Genomic DNA, 867 nt, shown 5'->3' on the forward strand with positions numbered 1-867 from the left:
ACCGATGCAGACCCCTATGGGCGTTATATTGTACTGAAGAAAATTATCCCAATGGTGATGGAGGCGAAGGTCAATGAGAATTGCCTGGCTTTACAACAAGCCTTGTATGCAGCGATTCAGGACAATATTAATGAAACGACCCTGCTTGATATAGAAAACAAGCCGGAGCCGGGTAGTAATATTACTTTAGGGCAATGCATCGACCAATTAAGCCAGAGTGAAGCGAGTCTGGTGCATCGTGTTTTGAGCGACTCACAGTACCGGGAACTACTTTTTTCGAAAGCGAAAACGCCTCTATCAGAAGAATTAGAGGCTCTGGATATTGTCTCTCGCTTAGATGATTTGAGTGCCAAGGTTTTTCTGCTGCATGGCGCGGCAGACAATGTCATTCCCTGCGGGCAGTCAGAGCTCTTATACCGCAAACTACGCGAGATGAAAAAAGACGTTGATTTAGTGGTCACTCCTTTTATTAGCCATGGTGATACATGCTTTAGCTTAAGGCAGGTATTTGATGTCTGGCGTATCGTCAAAGGCTTTTCATTCTTTTTTGAAGACCACCATGCTTACACGAGATAGACAATCTTGAGAGAGTACGGCTTATACGGATATATTGATGAATAAAAATAAAATAAAAAAACGGCTGCCTGAGCTTTGGCAGTTAGAGCAGATTATTTCCCACACTAAGCACCCTCTGGTTGTTAATACCGAAGCGAATATTGATTTAGCCGGTCATCAGCTGCCACTGTATAGCATTGAAATGACACCTTATCGCCCGGGGCTGCCGACCGTTATTATTTCGGCGGGTGTTCATGGGATCGAGCGTATCGGTACACAAGTTTTGCTGTCGTACCTAGAGATGCTGCTGTC

Annotated in this window: 1 protein-coding gene and 1 pseudogene; both read left to right on the forward strand. The window is 44.6% G+C overall.

From position 1 onward, the window contains the following. Positions 1–576: S9 family peptidase (locus A3735_RS30340; RefSeq protein WP_197485689.1), on the forward strand; the 576-nt coding region annotated here is incomplete at its 5' end. 37 nt (positions 577–613) lie between these two features. Further along, positions 614–867: pseudogene (locus A3735_RS05655) on the forward strand (zinc carboxypeptidase); the annotation flags it as partial.

Source organism: Oleiphilus sp. HI0061 (genome assembly GCF_001635675.1).